An 18,525-nucleotide genomic window follows, 5' to 3' on the forward strand; every position below is an offset into this window, starting at 1 on the left:
ATGCCTTTTTAAAATATGAATTTTATCCCATGCCGCACTAATACACAAGAAAAAAAAGCCCCTGCACATAAATTTGCACAGTTTACGTAATCCACATCAATAATTAAAAATGGAAACTTTTAATTAAAAGTAAGTGATAGTGCGATTAAAATATGGCAGATCTATCTAATCATTACCATTTTCCCAAAACCTTTTTTAAAGTATTTATCGAAACTTTCGCTGCGGTGCTCCACAGTTTCGCTATTCATTTTGGTAACTACACGATAAAAATAAACGCCATTGGCAAGTAAGTCGCCATATTGATCTCTTCCATCCCAAGCATACTCGGTAATATTGTTTCCTATGCGTATAGGGCCAAGTTCTGCACGGCTAATTTCTTTTACTACCGTACCTTTTATGGTCATAATTTGAATTTTCATGTAATCGGGAATTTCGCTACCGGTAAGCGTAAACACAAATTTGGTAGAAGTGGTAAACGGATTGGGGTAGTTTAGTACGTTGGTAATGGTAGATTTGGTAATTACTTCAAAATCGGTTTTGTAATCATATAGAATATTACCCTCATAACGTTGCGGACTACTGCTGCTTTGGTTACCGCTTTTATCGCGATCGCTTATGTATAACTCATACTTTCCATCTACGGTAAAAATAGGCTTCAACTCTACCTTTGCCACATTGTCTTTTGCAAGGTTATTGGCATTTGCCGGGTAAAAAGTCATTATATTATTGTCGTAAGAAAATTTTCGGGGAGTGGTTTCGTTGGGGTATTTTATATACACATTTAATAGTGCGGTATCGTCTAATGCCAAAAATTTATTTTCATCTTTTAGGTTGATAAGAATATTGGGCTTGGCAGAAACTATTTCTCCACTCACAATATGCCTGCCATCGAAAGTTACATCTAATAGCGGATTGATGTTGTCGCCTCCGGTAGTAAAACTTATTTCGGCAATATTATTAAAATGATACTGCTCTAACTGGTGTTGCGTGCCCAGCGGGTTGGTTTCTATATAAATTCTATTGATGCCTTGGTAGTTATTTCCATTGATGGGCGTATTCAATTTTAGTATCATGGTTTGGTAGCCACGCAACGAATCTTGTTTTACAAAATAGGTATTGGGCGTTAATTGGGCATCGCGAATAATATATTTGGTAAGCAAACTATCCATTGGATGCTCGGTTACGTTTTCTACTGCAATTTCGAGATTTAAATTGCTGCCTAAAAACAAACTATCTGTAAACACAAAGTGGGCGGCAGGATTTAGCGCAGCTTCGGGCACATCTTTATAGAGTACACGCCAATAGCGCATTTGCATAGGAGTGCGCTCCACCATATCGTGCGCCTTTAATTCTAATTGCAGGTAAGGATATACCGCTGCGTCAATATTCTGAATATAGTTATCGGGCGCTGTGGTTTTAAGCAGCAGTACTTTTTGGTTGGCCTGGTTTATACCATAAATACTCACAGTGTCTTCATCTTGCGAAGGTATTTCCAAACTATTTTTCTGCCAGTGAAAACTGCCCCATTCGCGGGCAGGACCAATAACTGTAGAGGTCATAAACCCTTCGTACCAAGTACCAATAAAGTTTGCAGAAGCCGATACGGTTGTAGTGGAAGGTGCGCTACCCAATTTGCTGGTAGATGGGTAACTAAAATTCCCTTTTTGAGTGAAATAGATATACGGTGCATTGGCTGCACCATTTTTCAACTGCTGGAAAGTGGCTGCACCTAATTTATTTACCAAAGCGTTTACCAACACGGTATCCCATGTAGTGTAATTAGGTGCTTGGTAGTTGATGGTGTACACTAATACATAATATCCATTGGGAATGGAGTCTATAAAATCGCTTATTACTTGCGCCCATGTTTTGTTGGTAAAAACAGGGTGCATGGCATTATTTGTTTTAAAATCGAAGCCATATTGTTCGGCATCATAACCCGGCTGAATGTGTACGTTTCCAAACCTAGGTGCATACAAAGAAGGACCATAGTTTATACTCGACCAAGCTTTACCCGAAGCACTATCTATTACTGCAAAAACCAAACCGTTTACATAACCTGCTTTGTTTATAAAACGCCCATTGTGCATGAGTACGCCATTGTAATACCAATTTACTGCCATTGGGTCGCCACCACCTGCGTGTACATCTATTTGATTGCTTGTTTTTTGGAAACGAAAAACTCTATCGCTACCATAATTCAACAAATTAAAATTATCCTTTTTATATTGGTAATAATGGCTTTGGTTCCAACCGGGATATTCATCCTTTAAATAAATGAATGAACTGTAATGCCAGTTCTTTCCTGTACCACCACTATCTATTCCCACACGCCAATAATACACTACACTATCTTCCATAGTAATAGCCGGTGTAAATTTTACCACCCCGCCTTTTTGCGAAACCACTCCCGAAACCAACTTTGATGAATTGAATAATTCTGTTGTATCTATTTCAAATCTATACGAACGGTATGGTGCAAACGGATTTACGGTAGATGCTTTTAGTATAACTCCTTGTTTGGGAACTATAGCAAATTCATAAGGATAAATCGGAATTATATCATCGCTTTGAATATTGGTAACAATTGCGCCCAAAGGAATGCGGTTATTTAGCTCCGCCATTTCGTTTACCAACTCTTCGCTTTCAATAAATGCGCCAAACTCATTGGCTCCATAGCCAATATAGCTGTTGCCATACGGAATTAAAGTTGGCACTTTAAACGTTACCGTATCCTTAAAGTAATTATTTGAAAGCGATTGGTGGTAAGTTAAATCTATGAAGTTAGAAGGATTTTGCGGATCGCGCACTCTGCGATATAGGGTAGCACGAATGGTATTGGGAAGTGCTTTCCCTAAATTGGTTACAATCAATTTAGCCTCGAAAGTATCGGCAGCCGCAGTAATGTTGGCAGGGTTAAAATACAGTGAAGAATTATCTATGGCATAATCCGGCTTGGCATATTGGTTGATGGAAACAGCAGGGTCGCCATGCAAAGTAAATTCATAAGCAACCATCATTGTAAAGTTATCGCCCGCACAGCAAGCATCTAAATCGAACATGCTTTGTTGAATGATATTACCAAAAGGCTTGGTATAGTTAGCTTTGGCCAAATTGGCATATACGCGGCTGGTATAAGTATTTAAACTGCTTGAAAGCGAAAGCCCGGTAGTGGCTAAAAAGGCAATGGCTCCGGTATTTAATCCTTGATAGCCTTCGCCTGCCCTTGGAATTACAAATCGCTCGCTGTAATTTCTACTTGCGCTGTGAATTAAACCCACCAAGCAACCATTTGAAACAATAATTGGATAACGATTGTAATTCGTGTATTGGTTAGGCTCATCTATGCTTACATCGAATCCTAAACTGGACGAAGAGTGTCCAAAGAAAGTAAGCAACGAAATACCCTTATTGATAATTCCTTTTACCACCTGCTGCTGTGCCTGATCTACCGGAGCAGGAGAGTTTTTGGCAAAGGTGGTTACATGTGCACCATAAGAAGTATCTTCTATAATGCGCTTCCAGCTATTGATGTAAGAAGCCAATTGATTTTGCTCCTGCGCACTGGTTCCCCCCGAAAAATGCAGCACTTTTTTCATCCATTCTTTGTCGGGAATATTTTGATCGGGCGTGTATTGTGCTTGCAGACCTTCGTAGGTTTTTAGTTTATCTAAATATACCTTTATATCGTCTTGGTTTTGTGCCGCCACCCTACCAATGGCAACACTTGGCATATTAGTACCTACCGGACAAGCCAATAAAATATCGGAACCCGGAAAGCCAAAAGTAGGTACCAAACACTGGTTACGTGCAGTAGTGTTGGCGCGCATATCTACATACTCACGGGCTTTGCCCAATAGCAAAACGTATTGTGGTTTTCGATTGGCAGTCCAGTTATTAACTGCGTATTGAATAAAATTATTGATAGCCAAAGGGTGCTTGCTTACACCAAAAGCAAACTGGTCGTACAACTGCTCTATATCTACTTTTACGGCATTGTACTTTCCACCAAAACCGCCATTTACATCGCGATATAAACGGTACTGCTCCACCTGGCTTGCATTATCGTTTACACCTAATGCCGGGTGCGAAATAATTACATAGTTTCCTTGGTTTGCTAGTGCGGTATAGTTTTTAAAATCAACCGGAGTAATATCGGAAATGGTAGTAATGGCGCTCTCGCTGCTAAGTACCAGTTCTCTATTAACCACAGATGCAGGCAGTGCAAATTTTAAATTACCCGCATTGGTTGCTATTCTGTACCCATTGGTAATATCGTATAAGATAGGCGTAGAACCATTGTCGTTAAAGTTGGCAACCTCCATGTATTTTCTTCCCGAACTTGCCTGCATTAAAAACTTAAATTGGGAACTGCCTCCAAAATCGAATTCACGCGGATATGTAATTTCGATTAGTTGAATTCTATTTTGCTGCTGCCCCGGAGAGTTATCGCTAAAGCGATAAGCAACAGGTGTAGTTCCGGTAGCCAAAAGCCCCAACGCAAGTTGCTGCTCGTATCGGTTTTGTTTCCAACCTGCATAGCTTGTATTGTACACTACTTGCCCATTTACCTTTACGGTAAGAATGTGTGGGGTATTGCTTCTGCTTAAATGATAGAACTTAAAATTTACAACTCCGGGATTGCCTACTCCTGTATAAACATTGGGCGTAAGCATATTTTCTACGGTTTCGGTGGCTGAGCTGTTTATCCAATTTCCGCTCCAGCCTTCACCTTCTTCAAACAGCGATTTTGAAAGTTCATCTTGCCCGGCATAATATACTTTCCCTTCAAAAAAACCATTGGTAAACACCCTGCGGGCGGTATGTAAAAAGTAATTTTCTTTGGGAGGAAGATTGGTTAAATCATTGGCTGTGGCTTCTAACCTTTTATTATTTTGAGAAGCCGAAGTGGTTAAAAAATATACAGATGTATCGGTGAATAAACTATAATACGGATGCGGCTGTGAGGCACTCGGGTTATACAACATGCTATCTACTTCGCCTCTATTTCTAACACCGTAAAATTCAATAAAATCGCTTTGCCCTATTGCGGTATTGTTGGATACAAAAATTGGTACTTGCTGCCCGTTGTGAAACATTACCAAGTTGGCCGGATTTATAGAAGATATGCCGGGAATAGCTGCCGCCAAGGTGCTATATGGAATTCTATAAACACCATCTTGCCATACTTTCACCTTAAAGTGCGTACGCGAATAATCTATCCATTCGTTGCCATACTGCTGCGCATGCAAGTATTTTCCTGCAATCGAAAAAAAGAAAAAGAGTAATCCAACAACTTTTTTCATGCCCATTACTTTTTCTTGTTTATATCTAGCCGCAACGAAATTACATTGGAATAAAGCCCCGTGCCGGCAGATGATTTCTTATCTAAGGTAGTTAAATTTGTAAGTGCGTAATCCAACGAAATTACTTTGATGTGTACACCCACACCTAATGTTGGCGACACACTAAAATTGCGCTGTCCGTTTTCTGCATATACACGCTGCATATTAGTTACACCTGCGCGTATGTAGCCGATTTTAAACAAGTTGAGTTCCAGACCTGCATTCATATCCATGCTTATTGGCTTGCCGGGTGCCAAAACATTTCTTCTACCATCGGTACTCAGTACAAAATTTACTTCGGGCAATATAAAGAACTTGTTTTTGATATTGATGTTGTAAGCAGCTCCGATATGAATGGTGGGTACCGTAATTTCGGTAGTGCTGCCGGGCAGTGCATTATTGGTTTGTACCAACACCCGTTTTTCTTCTTCGGTGAAAGTAAAATCCCATGCTGCAAAAGTAGATGAAATATCGCGCGCCATTAAGCCTACTTGCAAGCCTTTCCAACGATATTGAACACCTGCATCTATACCGAACCCAAATGCCTTGGCAAACGAACCTACCTGCCGGTAAATAATTTTAGCACTACCACCAATAGTAAGCCCTTTTACAGGCAATTTTTGTGCGTAGTGAAACATGAAAGCATAATCGGCCACAGAAAACGAACGGATGTTGTTGTAATTAATGCTTCCATCGGGACCAACCAAAAACAAGGTGTTGGGAATATTATCTACACCAAAGCGGTAAAACGAAAATGCAAGCGTGCGTTTTTTATCTTGAATAGGCACTGCAAATGCAGCAAAGTCCCATTTTGCAATACCCGCAAAATACTCGGTATGCATAGCACCCAACTGAAAAGTATTGGGGATGCGGGCAAGTCCGGCAGGATTGTAATACGCGCTATATATATCTTCTACCGAAGCCGCTTGTGCGCCACCCATTGCCAAACCTCTTGCGCCTACACCAATACTCAAAAACTCATTACTATACTTACGCACCGATTGGGCATGGGCAAAAACACATGCTAGCGCAAAAAGTAAACTGAGGGTTTTTTGACGCATAAATTATCTAATCAACAGCGCATTCCAATTATTGTTCTGCGCATAAAATTCGTTTATGGTTTCAATTATACGAAACAGTTCATAATTTGTTATTATTCTATTAGTGGTTCTTTCGTATAACTTACAAACACCTATGGCAATTTGTTCACTTTCCGATAAGTTGTTTAAAAACCTATGCTCCAAAAAGCGATTGCGTTTTTGTGCTGCCAGTTCAACAACCTGAGGCAATGAGTGTTTATCTAAATAGGTTTTTAGCTCGCTTGTGTCTATGTGCTCCAGCATTTCATAAAACCGCGATGGCAATGCCGGTTGCTGTTCGCACAGCCACCTATCCAATAATATTTCAACTAAAATATGTGCCATAAAAGAAAGACGCAATGTGCTTCTATCGAGTTGTTTGCTTACCAATAACCGCGTAAATGCACGGCACGTTTCCTCAAAGTATTTATTGGAATGAAATAGCTTATCGTCTTTAAAATGAGTGTTGATGCCTGCATGAAAAGCCTGCTCGCCATTGCTGAGCAACACATTGGAATGTTTCAATCTTTGATGATAAACTTTAGTAAATCCTGGCACAAGATCGGGAAGCATATTGCCAAAATAAAATTGCGGCAAATAGGTAGGCGGCTGAAGATGAAAATGTGCTAAGAAGTGCAAGCGGTATGTTTAAAACTAAACTTCAAAGAAAAGCAAAACAAAGTACTGTGTACTTACAATATGCTACTCCTTGTCTATAGTTACTTTTTCTACCGGATTAGCTGTTATTTCTGCGTAGTTGGCACGGCATTTTACAATCTCTAAACCCATAAAAATTGCATTGCGCAGCGAGCCTGCAGAGGCGCTGTCTTTTCCTGCAATATCGTAAGCCGTGCCGTGATCGGGCGAGGTGCGCACTACCGGCAAACCTGCTGTGTAGTTTACACCTGTATCGAATGTGAGTGTTTTAAATGGTACTAAACCTTGATCGTGATACATTGCTAAAACAGCATCGAAATGGCGGTAGTGATGGCTGCCAAAAAAACCATCGGCAGCAAAAGGACCTAATGCCAATATGCCTTTATCTTTTGCGCGGTTTACGGCAGGAGCTATAATTTCTTTCTCTTCTTTACCGAGTAAACTATTATCGCCCGCATGTGGATTTAAACCCAGTACTGCAATGCGCGGCTTGTGTACTAAAAAGTCTTGTTTGAGCGAGTGGTTTAGCAATTCTATTTTACTTACAATAGTATTGATATCTATGGCTGCTGCCACATCTTTTAGCGAAAGGTGATTGGTTACCAAACCCACTCTCAGGTTATCATCGCACAGCATCATCATGCTTTGCCCAATATCGCACTGTGTGGTAATATACTCTGTTTGCCCTCTAAAATCGGGATGGTGAACGGCAATCGATTGCTTATTCACCGGCCCGGTTACCAATACTTGTATTTTGTTGGCTTTTAAATCTTCTATGGCGGTATTGAGTGCTACCATAGCACGGGCGCCCGATTCGTTGGTTGCTTCTCCTACTTTTATCTGAGCTTGTTCGCTCCAGCAGTTAAACACATTAGGTAACTTATTGCTCAACTTTTCAAACGAAGTAATTTCATTCATTTGGAAGTTTTGTATTTTGAGCAACTTGGCATGGTAACTCATTACAGGTCGCGAGCCATAAATTACAAAATCGGCAAAGTGGAAAAGTCTTTCATCGGAAAGTGCCTTCATAATTACTTCCGGCCCAATGCCATTGTAATCGCCTATGGTAATGCCTACTACCGGTTTATGTTCCATTGCAGCTATTTAGTTGGCTTTCGCCCGGGTATTTAATAATTCTTTAAGAAATTGAATAATAAGCGAACGCCAATAGCGGTGCCACCTCTACCGCGATAGTCGCTTTCGCTTAGTGTAAATGCTGCTCCGGCAATATCTAAATGTAACCAAGGGTAATCGGTAAATTTCTCTAGGAATTTTCCTGCGGTAATCATACCTGCCAATTCGCCTCCAATATTTTTTTGGTCGGCAATATCGCTTTGAAGCATTTTGCCATATTCTTCCCACAACGGAAATTCCCACAGTCTTTCAAAAGTATCGTAGCCGCTTTTTTCAATTTTTTCTTTAGTGCTTTTTGAAGCCGTTCCCATATAAGCACTGGCATGAGAACCCAATGCACGCATAGCAGCACCGGTGAGTGTAGCTACATCTATTACCAACTCCGGTTTGAATTTTTTGGCGTAGTGCAGTGCATCTGCAAGAATCATTCTGCCTTCGGCATCGGTATTTAAAACTTCTACGGTGCTACCATCCATCATGCGAATTACATCACCGGGAGTGTATGCGTTTTCGCCCGGGCGGTTATCGGTTGCAGGTACTAAAGCAACTATATGCAAAGGCAGTTTGGCTTTGGCCGCAGCTGTAATTACGGCTGCCACACATGCTCCTCCGCTCATATCGCTTTTCATTTGATCCATTGAGTTGCCGGTTGGCTTTAAACTTAAACCTCCGGTATCGTACACCACACCTTTACCTACCAATACTATTGGTTGCTTATTTTTTGCCTTGGCAGGTTTATACTCCAACACACTAAAAGATGGCGGATCTTGGCTGCCATAGTTTACGGCAAGCAGGCCTCCCATTTTTAAAGTTTCAATTTTCTTTTTGTCGAAAACCTCTGCTTTTACGCCTGCTTCTTTGGCAAGTTTTTTAAACTCTTCGCCCAGCTGCCTGGCAGTAAGAAAATTTACAGGTTCGTTTATGAGGGTGCGTGCTGCAAACACTGCATTTACCAATATGTTTAGCTCCTCTACTTCTGCTTTGCTGAGTGTGTTTTTATCTACCAAAACTTTAGTAAGTGCTTTATCTTCTTTGTCTTTTGTAAGGTATTTAGAAAACTTATAGTTGCTCAATGCCAAGCCTTCGGTAAAGGCATAAGCCAATGCAGATTCTCCGGTGGTGTTTAGCACAGAAACTGCATCTGCTTTTTGGGCGTTTAAACTTTTATTTATCTGGAAACCAAATTTGCGTGCTGTTTCTGTTTGCTGCCACAATTCTTTGCCGCCATCAACATTTACAACAAACAATATTTCGGTTCCTGAATTTAAAACAAAGGGATTTACCTTTTTTGCCAGTTTGCCTTGGATGGTTTTTGCAATTGCGGGCGAAACAATATTTTCAATTGCTTTCCAATTGGTTTTATCTGACACTAGCAGTACTAAATTCGATGCTTTGCTTACATCATTGCTTATAGAAATTGTAATATTCATTTTATATTAAAAATTAAGTGAGGGCGAAGATAAGAAAGGGAAGGGTAGTGCAAAATGAGATACCATACGCGCTTTATTGCAAAACGGTTTAATGGCTTAGAATAAAGCATACTTAAAACCAATTTCTGCGTTTATCTTTGTGTATTACTCATGGTGTTGTTTTTATTTCTCCTTTTATCGGTACTGGCAGTAAATGCTCAAAAAACAAGCGAAGAAGCTGGCAATTCACTTTCTTTTTTAGAAATGCGAAAGTGCCGCAGTTCTTTTACAAGCACGCCCTTGCAGGAAGAAAGTATTGCTGCGGTTCAGCAGTTTGTACGCTCATCGCTTAGCACCAATAACGCTTTGGAAACAGCAATAGATGTACACTATGTGCAACAAAGCCCGGGAGGCAGGCACTATTCATTTTTTCAAACCATTGGCAACACAAAAGTTTACAACAGCGAGCTAAAGGTAAACACCAACGGAAATGGCGTTATTACTTCATTTTTCAACAATAGTTTTGCGCCCAAAACGCTGGAAAAAAGCATTCTTCCTTTTGCATTGATTGCAAATCAATTAAAGCAAGAATTTAAAGGCTTTGAAATATTGCAGCATGAATTGGTTTGGTTTCCGGTAAGCGAAGAATTGCTCGTAAAAGCATATCGAATTGAATTGCGTAAAACCGCCTCTGAAAACATAGAACTTATTACCAACGGAAAAGAAATACTGCACTTGCGCGACATAAACATGTATCTGGCACCTCCCGATTCTACTGCAAAAGGATATGTGTTTTTACCCGATCCGCTCACCTCTTCAGGAAACTTATATGGCGGCAATTTTATAGACAATAACGATGCCGATGCGCAATGGCTTACCAACGAAAGAAAAGAAGTTTCACTAACCGTTGATTACTCCAATAATTTGTTTCAGCTTAAAAATGCCTTTATACAGATTGCAGATTTCGATTTACCCACCAATGCGCCCGCAACGGCTGTAACACCAATGTTTAACTACACCCGCAGTAACCTTAATTTTGAGCAGGTAAATGCTTTTTACCACATTACAGAAATGGGTAAGCGCATGCAGCAACTTGGTTTTAACTGTGCCAACACCGTGGTAGAAGCCGATGCCAATGCACTAAACGGACAAGACAATTCTTTCTTTGCAACCAATTACAGCCCCATGCGCTTATTCTTTGGCGGTGGCGGAGTGGATGATGCCGAAGATGCCGATGTGTGCATACACGAATACTCTCATTTTCTTTCGTACAATGCTTCGCCACAAAGCAATACAGGCAACCAGCGATTGGCATTAGACGAAGCCTTTGGCGATTACAATGCTGCTTCGTACTCACGCTGGCACAACGATTTCTATTGGGGTTGGGTGTATAATTGGGATGGACACAACTCTTATTGGGCAGGAAGGGTAGTAAACTCCACTAAAAAATATCCTACCAATCTTTCAAACAACATCTATAAAGATGGCGAAATATGGAGCAGTATGCTCATGCAACTTTGGAGCGATATAGGCAAAGATGTTACCGATAAGCTGCTTGTGCAAACACACTACAGCTATGCACAAAACATACAGTTTACCGATGCTGCCAGTTTGCTGCTCAAAGCCGACCAACAGTTATACAACAATATGCACTATTGCATTATAGCCCAACGAATGTACGAAAGAGGTGTGCTACCCAACGGCAAAACTCTTTGCCCCACCACCATTGCCGATACCGAAAAAGCACTACCCATTCAACTGCTGCACACACCGCAAGGCTGCTTACTCACCAGCACCGAAACCATTTGGAATGCTACCATAGCCATATACGATGCCGCAGGAAAACTGTTGCTTAGCCAACCTTTTGAAGGGCATAACTTTATTGCAAACAAATCTTTTTCGGCAGGTATTTACTTTGTAAAAGTTTACAACAACCATTCATTTACAACCCTAAAGTGGTTCAACAATAATTAATATGTTTACAGGAATAATTGAAGCCCTTGGCACCGTAGAAAAATTAGAAAACGAAAGAGGCAACCTCCACATTACCGTTACATCTCCTATTTCCAACGAATTGAAAATAGACCAAAGCGTAAGCCACAACGGAGTATGCCTTACGGTGGTGGCGTGCAATAGTCATTCGCATACAGTAACCGCCATTGCCGAAACACTTCGCAAAACAAACCTCGGAGGGCTGCAAGTAAACAACTTGCTAAACCTTGAACGCTGTATGGTAATGAATGGAAGGTTAGACGGGCATATTGTACAAGGGCACGTTGACCAAACCGCCAAATGCCTAAGCGTGGTGGAAGAAAACGGAAGTTGGATTTACCAATTTGAATACGAACCAAGTCCACAACATCTAGTAGTAGAAAAAGGTTCTGTTTGTATCAATGGCATTAGCCTTACAGTTTTTGATGTGCTAGACGATGTGTTTAAAGTAGCCATTATTCCATATACTTTCAACCATACCAATATGAAGCATATTAGCCAAGAAAGTATCGTAAATATTGAATTCGATATTATTGGAAAATATGTGGCAAGACTACAAGAGTTTAAGCAATAAACACTCGTGTTTACTCTTCCTTCTTAAACTCTAGACTTAAAGAATTTACACAATAGCGCATGCCGGTAGCAGTGGGACCATCGTTGAACAAATGCCCCAAATGCCCACCACATTTAGCACACATAATTTCTGTGCGCACCATGCCATGCGAAAGATCTATTTGAGTTTTAATTTTCCCACCTGCAATTTCTTTATCAAAACTTGGCCATCCGCAGTGGCTGTCAAACTTCATATTGGCTGTAAACAATTCGTTTCCACAGCCTGCGCATACATACACACCATTGTCCTTATGCATATAAAACTTCCCGCTAAAAGGTCGCTCTGTACCTTTTTCTCTAAGCACATAATACTGTTCCGGAGATAGTATTTTCTTCCATTCTTCTGGTGTTTTCTCTATGCTCATATTTTCCTTTTTAAGTTCTTGCGCTTGACAACTCTGCACTACCAAAGCAGCCACAAGCAAAATTGCAATTTTTAAATACATACGTTACCGATTAAAATGGCTAAACCGTTGCTTAAAAATACTGCCTCCGCCCACTTAAACCAAGCTGCATATACACAAAAATAGTTATTACATACTGTGTTGGGTGAAACAATTACAGTTTGTTTTCGTGAAAGGAATAAAGATTCTGTAATGAATCTATAAAAAATCATCTCCATGAAAGCACAAACTGCTAAACCAAATACTTTTAATTGGTTGAAACCATCTACTTGGTGGTTGGTTCAGGCTGTTTTTTCAACCTGCCCATGTTGCAATAGTTTTAGCTATGCACTTACCGAGCGCAAACCCGGCTTGCCATGCCAATGCTGCGGTATGCCTACCGATAGAATATTAAGCATGATGTATGCTTGTAAAAGCTGCGGCTATGCCCAAGAAAAATTTTTTCCCGATGGCGACACGCACGAAGATTCACTCTTTTGCGACCATTGCACGCCTAACCACTGCTAATAGTTATTGATTGAATACTTCCAATGCTTTCTTTAAGTCGCGATCCTCTTCTTTCATTAAAAAGAAATAACCTTCGTTTTGCCAACGCTGTCTTCCAAAAAATGCTTTTAAGCGGCTTTTTACTTTTGGATAATATGGTGCAAATTTATTGAAGTCTGCTTTTGGATGCTGCTGCTTTACGAAATCAAGGTATTGCTCAAACAATGCATTGCTTACATTAAATTCGGCTGCAAAGGTTTCTACATTTTTATACCGAGCTATTTCTGCTTCGTATTGCGGATAAACTTTGTAGGTAAATTCTGCAATTAGTCCAGCAACTTCAGCAAAGGTTACATTTAATATGCTGCTATCGAAAGGAGCAAACACATCGGGATGAATGCCGCCTCCACCATATACTTTACGTCCTTTTGCAGTTTTGTAAACCAGCGAATCTGTATGATGCTGTGTTGTGTCATCGTTGAGCAGGCTACCATTCTCGTAGCGTTTAAAAAAGTCTTCGTTATAGGCTGTTTTTCCATTATTGTATGGTCGTTGAATACACCTGCCGGAAGGTGTGTAATAACGAGCAACCGTTAAGCGTAATGCACTGCCATCACTTAATGGAAACTGCTCTTGCACCAATCCTTTGCCAAACGATGTTCTACCAACCACAGTGCCCCTATCCCAATCTTGCACAGCACCTGCAAGAATTTCGCTTGCAGAGGCAGCTCCTTGGTCTATTAGCACTACCAGCTTACCTTTTTCAAATAAGCCCTCTCTTCCTCCAATATAGTTCTGGCGTTTGTAAGCATTGCCTTGTGTATAAACAATTAGTTTCTCTCCGGTTAAAAGTTCATCGGCAATTTCGGCAGCAGCATTCAAATAGCCACCGGGGTTTTGGCGCACATCTATAATCAATTGCTCCATACCTTCTTCTTTCAACTTCCTTATTTTCTTTTTAAACTCATCGTGTGTGGTAGCACTAAAGCGGTTTATTTTTATGTATCCTGTTTTGCTGTTTAGCATTAAGGCTGCATCTACACTATACAATGGAATGGTGTTGCGCGTAATGGTATAATCTAGAATTGTATTAGTTGGTTTGCGAAGCACACTCACCTTTACTTTAGTGTTTTTTTCGCCACGCAACTTTTTCACTACATCTTCATTTTTAATCTTTACGCCACACACCAACGTGTCGTTTATCTTCACAATTAAATCGCCACTCTTTAAGCCTACTGCTTCCGAAGGACCACCTGTAATTGGCGTAACCACCATAATGGTATCTTCAAAAATATTAAACTCAATACCAATGCCTTCAAAATTTCCTTCGAGCGATTCGTTTTCGCGTGCCAACTCGCGTGCCGGAATATATACAGAATGCGGATCTAAGGTTGCCAACATATCTTGCACGGCATCTTCGTATAGCTTATCGGTATTTACGGTATCTACATACTTTAGTCGAACGTAGGTAAGAATATCTTCGAGCTTATCGCGCTTTCCATCAATAAATGGTTTTTGCTTGCCTGTGTTTACCGAAAAGAGCAACAATCCTAACAATATGCCAAATACCAATACCAGCGCATAAATCATGGGCTGCCAAACATTTATTTTAGAATTGGTTACGGTAATTTTTACACGTTCATTTTCCATTAGCCTTAAATTAGAAACGTGCGAAGATAAACAGTTATGAATGGTTTATAGGTGCTACTTTTTATTTAAGAAAAGTTAGAGAAAGCAAGTACTTTAGAAACATAAAACTACCATTGTACATGAAAACAATAATTGTTACCGGAGGGGCCTCCGGCATTGGAAAAACCACAGTGCAACTACTGGCAGAAAACGGCTTTGCAGTTGCTATTTGGGATGTAAACAATACTGCCGGTGCCACACTCGAAAATGAACTAAAGCAGCAAGGAAAACAAGTTTACTTTTTGAATGTAAACACCGCTATACCCGAACAAACTACTGCTGCCGCTCAAGCTACCTACCAACATTTTGGCAATATCTACGGCTTAATAAACAATGCAGGAATTACACGTGATGCCTCGCTTGAAAAGATGAGCAACGAACAATGGCAACAAGTATTAGATGTAAACCTCACGGGAGTTTTCAACTGCACCAAAGCTGTGCTTCCTTTCTTAACGAAGCAAAATGAAGGCCGCATAGTAAACACTTCATCTGTGGTGGGCATTTACGGAAATTATGGGCAAAGTAATTATGCCGCTACCAAAGCCGGGCTAATTGGTTTAACCAAAACATGGGCAAAAGAATTAGGAAAGCATGGTATTACCGTAAATGCAGTTGCCCCCGGCTTTATTGCCACAGAAATGATAGAAACTGTACCCGAAAAAATAATTGAAAAATTGAAAAGCAGCACTCCTCTGCGCAGAACCGGCAGCGCAAGCGATGTGGCCGCGGCATATCTATTTTTAGTATCGCCAGCAGCAAATTTTATTACCGGAACAGTGCTGAATGTAGATGGCGGATTAACACTGTAGTTAGCGCCACAAGCACGTTTAAAGGCATAAAAAAAAGAGGCTGTAACAATTACAGCCTCTTTCTCTTTTATATCAAAGAATTTTACTTCTTCTTTTTAGCTTTAGGTTTATACTTCATGTTGTTTCCACCTTTAATATCGTTACCGCCCGGAGAACCAATTCTATCCATAGCGCAACGGAAACCTATTTCGCTGCTTCCGATGTTAGCATCTAAAAATCTGCGAGTTCCAGGAGAAAGGAAATAAGCACGGTCGTTCCAGCTTCCTCCTTTTACTACTCTTGCATTATCATCTATTAAAGAGCTGATTCCGAATTTATACATTTCTTTTTCATCGCCATTTCTTGAGGCTTCATCGCCATCAATATAATTGCGCACATCGCCTCTGCGATAGTTTCTACGACCGGCAGCTTCGTCTTGAGTAACTTCTACATAAGAAAGTCCACCCAATGAATCTTTTACCGGTTTGCCATCCGGATCTAACTCTTTACGTTTAAACTGGTTACCACGGAAATAACGGAAATCGTTAGCATCAACTGAAGTCATAGGACGGTAAACATCCATTACCCATTCGCTCACGTTCCCTGCCATGTTGTATAAACCAAAATCGTTTGGCACATAGGCTTTAATTGGAGAAGTGATATCGGCATTATCGTTTAACTTACCGGCAATACCCATGTTATCACCACGTCCGCGTTTAAAGTTGGCCAAAAATTCGCCTTGGAATGTTCCTGATTTAGGGAAGCGGGTGCTAGTTCCGTTCCATGGATAAATTTTACGGTCGCTAATGCGCTCTTCGTTTTTAGCAGGTTGGTTTCCTTGCAAAGCCAATGCAGAGTATTCCCATTCTGCTTCGGTGGGCAGGCGGTATTTAGGCAACATAATACCATCGCTCATTCTTACAGGGCGTGTACCGTTACCATTAGGATTCAAATCCTTTTTAGGTTTTTTACCTTGTGCACCTTCGTATTGCCCAACCAAATAAACTTCGGTATCGAAGTGGTCGGCACCGATTTGGCTTGGATTTTCAGCCAATATTCCTTTATTGATAAGAATACGCTCGTTTACGCGATCGCTTCTCCAAGAAGCAAAGTCGTTTGCTTGGTTCCAGTTTACGCCTACTACCGGGTAGTAATTGTAAGCAGGGTGGCGCAAGTAATATTCTACGTATGGTTCGTTGTAAGCCAATTCATCGCGCCATACTAAAGTATCGGGGATACATTTTCTTACTACTTCCGGGAATTCGTTGGCAAAAACTCTATCCATCCAATACATGTATTCACCATAATGTACATTGGCAATTTCGGTTTCGTCCATGTAAAAAGATGAAACGGTAACTCTGCGAGGAACGCTGTGAAATTCATACATCACATCGTTCTCGGTTTGTCCCATTACAAAAGTTCCACCTTCGATTAGTACCAAATTTGGACCTGTTTCCTGCCCTTGGTATTTTACTACTTCAAACCCTCCATTTTTAGAGTCGTTGTAGTTCCAACCGGTAACGGCAGATTTTTCCTTTTTACAGGAACTCATGTATGCAACTGTAGGTACAGCTATTAACAGTGCAGCCTTGATGAGGTTGTTTCTCATTGTTTCTGTTTGCTTTTTTTTAGAAGGTTGCTAAAATATGTTTTCTATTTAAAAATTCAAAATTGTTGGACAAGCCAAATATCCTCGGTTATTTTTATTTTCCAAAGAATTATCGTCTCCGGCAATGTTAAAAGTGAAAGTTAGCTCGTGCGCACCTCCGGTTTTGTTGATGAGTTTGCTCACCGGAAAATCGTAACTATAGCCAAATCTAAACTTTCCTTTCTTCACACCCACCACCATTATTACCGATTCGGGATTGTTTATTACATAGCGAAATTGCGCTCCAAAATACACCCATTCTATTCCCGCAAGCAGTCCGCCATTTATTTGTAAATTTCTTCCTTGGTTGGCTATTAAAACGTTGGGCGATAGGTAGATATTGCGTTTATAGCTGTATTTTGTTTTTAGAGGAAAACTTCCGCCAAAGTGTGCAGTAAACCGCATAGGTGTGCGTGCTTCTACTGCATCGGAGAAGTTTTCTTTGTTCATAATAAAATTATTTACGGCAAAACCGAAATAAAGTTTCTGTGTAAAAATTACAAATCCCGCGGCAATATCGCCACGGTGCGTGGCTAATCTGGAAGGCGTGGGTTCGCCTGTGGCATTCAGATTTCCGTTGGCATCAAAGAAGCCGGAATATGGATTTATCATATCCGAAAATTGCAATTCATTCCACTTTAATCTGCGGTGGATGTAGGTGCCGGACACTCCAATTTTCATGGCTATTTTTCGGTTAAATTTTATTTGGGGGGCAAACGATGCGGTAACATAATAATTGCCAAATACATTATTCATCATTTGGTCTGCCACTACCAACAAACCTATGCCGCTTCTGGCTCTATCTATATGCATATCGAAAGAAGCCATATAGGTAGTGTAACCGCCATTAAAACCACTTCCCATACCAGGCCATTGGTTGCGATAATTTGCCGTAAACCGCGGCCCGTAAGCAATGCCCGTGAGTGCAGGATTCAAATACAATTGAGCGGAATAAAACTGGCTCATTACCACGTCTTGGCTGCGTACCGAAAACACCAGCGAACACAAAACCAACACAACTGCCAGTACTTTTTTAACGTGCCTAGCTGCAATGGCAGCATCATTTAAACGAATAGGCTTTAGGGCATAATTATTACTAAAACCAATGCTTGGCTTCTTGTTGAATAATAAAAATAACCTGAAATATCTGCACATTTGTTTCACAATAAAGCAAACCTAAAACCGTTTCTGCCTCGTCTTGTTATTAAATTTTAAAGCGGACAAATGTAATGATGTGCTTCAATAATTTTCTAAACAGAATCAATAATTTAGCAAAGAACGT

At 40.5% G+C, this 18,525-nt stretch carries 13 protein-coding genes; 4 read left to right on the plus strand and 9 right to left on the minus strand.

The window, feature by feature from the left end; genetic code table 11:
• Nucleotides 1-161: 161 nt before the first annotated feature.
• The 5 genes from KF872_07955 to KF872_07975 all read right to left on the minus strand — a co-directional run bounded on the left by KF872_07955 (nt 162) and on the right by KF872_07975 (nt 9,645).
• Nucleotides 162-5,306, minus strand: coding sequence for a hypothetical protein (locus tag KF872_07955; protein MBX2903477.1), 5,145 nt, complete (start codon nt 5,304-5,306; stop codon nt 162-164).
• 5 nt (nt 5,307-5,311) lie between these two features.
• Complete coding sequence (locus tag KF872_07960) at nt 5,312-6,406, minus strand: PorV/PorQ family protein (GenBank protein MBX2903478.1); 1,095 nt, start codon at nt 6,404-6,406, stop codon at nt 5,312-5,314.
• A 3-nt stretch (nt 6,407-6,409) separates the two neighbouring features.
• Complete coding sequence (locus tag KF872_07965) at nt 6,410-6,949, minus strand: hypothetical protein (protein MBX2903479.1); 540 nt, start codon at nt 6,947-6,949, stop codon at nt 6,410-6,412.
• Between the two features lie 177 nt (nt 6,950-7,126).
• Entirely contained in the window at nt 7,127-8,176 is a 1,050-nt protein-coding gene (gene pdxA / locus KF872_07970) for a 4-hydroxythreonine-4-phosphate dehydrogenase PdxA (protein MBX2903480.1), read from the minus strand.
• 32 nt (nt 8,177-8,208) lie between these two features.
• Nucleotides 8,209-9,645, minus strand: a complete 1,437-nt coding sequence (locus KF872_07975; protein ID MBX2903481.1) for a leucyl aminopeptidase — start codon at nt 9,643-9,645, stop codon at nt 8,209-8,211.
• A 150-nt stretch (nt 9,646-9,795) separates the two neighbouring features.
• Between KF872_07975 and KF872_07980 the strand changes: the two genes are divergently transcribed.
• On the plus strand, nt 9,796-11,598 hold the full coding sequence (locus tag KF872_07980) for a T9SS type A sorting domain-containing protein (GenBank protein MBX2903482.1): 1,803 nt from the start codon (nt 9,796-9,798) through the stop codon (nt 11,596-11,598).
• Between the two features lies 1 nt (nt 11,599).
• Complete coding sequence (locus KF872_07985; protein ID MBX2903483.1) at nt 11,600-12,190, plus strand: riboflavin synthase; 591 nt, start codon at nt 11,600-11,602, stop codon at nt 12,188-12,190.
• 10 nt (nt 12,191-12,200) lie between these two features.
• On the opposite strand, the gene msrB is transcribed toward KF872_07985, so the two are convergent.
• Nucleotides 12,201-12,674 carry a peptide-methionine (R)-S-oxide reductase MsrB gene (msrB, locus tag KF872_07990; protein ID MBX2903484.1) on the minus strand — a complete coding sequence of 158 codons (474 nt, stop codon included), beginning with the start codon at nt 12,672-12,674 and terminating at the stop codon, nt 12,201-12,203.
• Between the two features lie 174 nt (nt 12,675-12,848).
• On the opposite strand from msrB, the gene KF872_07995 reads away from it, so the two are divergent.
• Nucleotides 12,849-13,139 (plus strand): hypothetical protein, encoded by a 291-nt coding sequence (locus tag KF872_07995; protein ID MBX2903485.1) that lies wholly within the window; start codon nt 12,849-12,851, stop codon nt 13,137-13,139.
• Nucleotides 13,140-13,142: 3 nt separating this feature from the next.
• Here the strand turns inward: KF872_07995 and KF872_08000 are convergent, their stop codons facing one another.
• Entirely contained in the window at nt 13,143-14,768 is a 1,626-nt protein-coding gene (locus KF872_08000; GenBank protein MBX2903486.1) for a PDZ domain-containing protein, read from the minus strand.
• Nucleotides 14,769-14,887: 119 nt separating this feature from the next.
• Between KF872_08000 and KF872_08005 the strand changes: the two genes are divergently transcribed.
• The gene (locus KF872_08005) at nt 14,888-15,616 is read left to right on the plus strand and encodes a beta-ketoacyl-ACP reductase (protein ID MBX2903487.1); all 729 of its coding nucleotides are present in this window, start codon (nt 14,888-14,890) and stop codon (nt 15,614-15,616) included.
• Nucleotides 15,617-15,698: 82 nt separating this feature from the next.
• Here the strand turns inward: KF872_08005 and KF872_08010 are convergent, their stop codons facing one another.
• Both KF872_08010 and KF872_08015 read right to left on the minus strand, forming a co-directional pair.
• Nucleotides 15,699-17,204 carry an SUMF1/EgtB/PvdO family nonheme iron enzyme gene (locus tag KF872_08010; GenBank protein MBX2903488.1) on the minus strand — a complete coding sequence of 502 codons (1,506 nt, stop codon included), beginning with the start codon at nt 17,202-17,204 and terminating at the stop codon, nt 15,699-15,701.
• 48 nt (nt 17,205-17,252) lie between these two features.
• Nucleotides 17,253-18,398, minus strand: a complete 1,146-nt coding sequence (locus KF872_08015) for a PorP/SprF family type IX secretion system membrane protein (protein MBX2903489.1) — start codon at nt 18,396-18,398, stop codon at nt 17,253-17,255.
• Between the last annotated feature and the right edge of the window lie 127 nt (nt 18,399-18,525).

Source organism: Chitinophagales bacterium, assembly GCA_019638515.1.
Classification (GTDB): Bacteria; Bacteroidota; Bacteroidia; order Chitinophagales; family LD1; genus UBA7692.